This window comes from Limosilactobacillus pontis DSM 8475 (assembly GCF_001435345.1).
Taxonomy (GTDB): Bacteria; Bacillota; Bacilli; order Lactobacillales; family Lactobacillaceae; genus Limosilactobacillus; species Limosilactobacillus pontis.
The window spans coordinates 63423-65779 of the sequence record NZ_AZGO01000058.1; the positions used below are offsets into that span (position 1 = coordinate 63423).

Annotated in this window: 2 protein-coding genes and 2 tRNA genes; all 4 read left to right on the forward strand. The window is 59.9% G+C overall.

The window, feature by feature from the left end; translation table 11 throughout:
• The first annotated feature begins 1 nt into the window (after position 1).
• The 4 genes from FD34_RS05825 (at position 2) to FD34_RS05840 (ending at position 2297) form a co-directional block, all read left to right on the forward strand.
• Positions 2 to 829: a metallophosphoesterase gene (locus tag FD34_RS05825; protein WP_235806001.1), complete on the forward strand. Its 828-nt coding sequence runs from the start codon at positions 2 to 4 to the stop codon at positions 827 to 829.
• 52 nt (positions 830 to 881) lie between these two features.
• Positions 882 to 1937 carry a hypothetical protein gene (locus FD34_RS05830; protein WP_057807681.1) on the forward strand — a complete coding sequence of 352 codons (1056 nt, stop codon included), beginning with the start codon at positions 882 to 884 and terminating at the stop codon, positions 1935 to 1937.
• Between the two features lie 206 nt (positions 1938 to 2143).
• Positions 2144 to 2215, forward strand: a tRNA-Gly gene (locus FD34_RS05835).
• A gap of 10 nt (positions 2216 to 2225) precedes the next feature.
• Positions 2226 to 2297 (forward strand) — tRNA-Glu (locus FD34_RS05840).
• Positions 2298 to 2357 lie beyond the last annotated feature (60 nt).

Sequence of the window (2357 nt, forward strand, 5' to 3'; positions counted from 1 at the left end):
GATCAGCAGTGATAATCACCTAGACGTCAACCAGGTCGACCCGGGCGCGGCCCTGACTATGCAGGCCGACTACCTGCACGCTCATGGAGTCGGCTACTACTTCTTCGGTGGTGACCTCTTCAACGACTTCACCCGGACCCGGCAGTACATGGCTGACCTCCGGGATCGCTTGGCCGGGACCACTCGGGTCTACTACGTCGCCGGCAACCACGACCTTCTCCAGCATGCCCCCTACGACCTGGTCGAGGGCCTGACTGCTCCCGGCTATCTCCACAACCGCTACGTTGACCTGCCGGGGACGGCCTGGCGGGTGGTGGGCAACAACGGCTGGGACGACTACTCCTTCTCAGCTTATCGGGATGATCCCATGGCGGTCCAGCAGTGGAAACGGGTCTACTGGCTAGACAGCGAGGTTGACCAGCCGGGGGGCGACCAGGACCGGATGGCGACCGTGCTCGACCAGGTCCGATCCCAGCTGACGGCGGCTAAGGGGGCCGGCAGGCGGGTGCTCTTCTTAACCCACTTCGCCCCGCGCCACGACCTGCTGAGTCCGCGCCCATCCGCTGTCACGACGGCACGGCGGGAGCGTTTCTACCAGATGATCAATGCAATGATGGGCAGCGACCGTCTGGGGGCCCTGCTCGAGGCGGCGGGCAACGTTGACACGGTTTTCTACGGGCACCTCCACGGTAACCACCCGCCGGTGACGCGGTCCGGGGTCACCTACTTGAACCAGGCGGTCGGGGTGTTCAACAAACGGATCAACGAGTGGCAGGCCCCAACCTTTGCTGCCCAGTGGCAAACCCGGCTGCGAATCCTCGATCTCTAGCTGCCGATTAGCGGTATAATGGGGTTGACTAATTTGGGGAGGGGATCTTATCTTGAATAAGCAACGAACAGGACTGCTACTGGCGACGGGGGTGCTCGTCCTGACCCTGGCTGGTTGTGGAAACCATGTCGGTAGCCAGCAGACGAGCGAGAACAGTTCTTCCACCAGCCTGATCGCCAAGAGGTCGCGCACCAAGGTTAGCGCCCAGGGGATGACCCCGCAGCAGGCCGTCAGCCTGGTCACGGCCTACGCTGGCAACCGCTACGGCGGGCAGTGGGCCCGGGTCGCCAAGCAGGCCCGCCAGTCCCAGCTGGTGGTCAACCTCTACCCAACCGATCGCTACCGGCTCAGTGACAACGGCCAGGGGATGGCCTACGAGGTGACGGCCAACGGTCAGGTGACCGGCCTGATCTACACGATCGACCGGGATGACGATGTCGTGATCTACCAGAATGCCAAGAATGGTCAGGCGGCCAAGAAACTGGCCACCGTCACCAAATCGGCGATGGCGGACTACATCAACCAGTATGGTCAGGGCGACTTGGTCAACCAGCTGGCCAAGAGCGCCCAGGTGGTTGATAAGAGTGGGGCCACTAGCAGTGACAGCAATGGATCGGCCACCAACCAGCATGACCGGGTCACCGGCAAGTATGGCAACAAGGGGCCGTTTGACGTGCCGGGTGACATGCGGGGGGCCTGGTACTCAGCCGATTATGACGACAATTCGACGATGACCATTAGCGATCACCGGATGATCATTGACGGCGACACGGTCAGTCTCTACCACCAGGACCCGCAATACGCCGCGGATAACGAGCGGCCGAGTGCGGACCTGATCGAGGCAACCAAGCATTGGGGACGGACCCAGTACCTTCACACCGACAATGGGACCTGGCTGAACGTCCAGGGCTGGTTCCAGGGCGCCGGGGACGGTACCTCCTACATGGTCAAGACCGAGAACATCAACGATAAGCCGGTCAAGGTCCTGGTCGTCGGCGAGGGGGCTGAGAACTGGGTCAGTGCGGTCTACTACCCGACCAAGACCATGGCCCAGCAGCAGGCGGACCAGAAATATGACGACCTGCACTATCAGGACGACGATGAATAAGGGGGATGATGGGGATGCGTAAACCATTGCAAAACAACCAGCAGGCCACGATTGCGGCCCTGGTGATCGGGGCGATTATCTGGCCGGTTTCTCTCTACCTGCGGACTCGGCGGAAGCGATAAGTATTTAGTTTGATTTTTTTACGAAAAGTCCTTGCCATTTAGCAGAAATCTTGCTATTATTATTTCTGTTGTCAAGGACGACATGCGGAAGTAGTTCAGTGGTAGAACATCACCTTGCCATGGTGGGGGTCGCGGGTTCGAATCCCGTCTTCCGCTTCACTTGAATGACCCGTTAGTCAAGTGGTTAAGACACCAGCCTTTCACGCTGGTATCGTGGGTTCAAATCCCGCACGGGTCACTTTTGGGGAATTAGCTCAGCTGGGAGAGCACCTGCTTTGCAAGCAGGAGGTCATCGGTT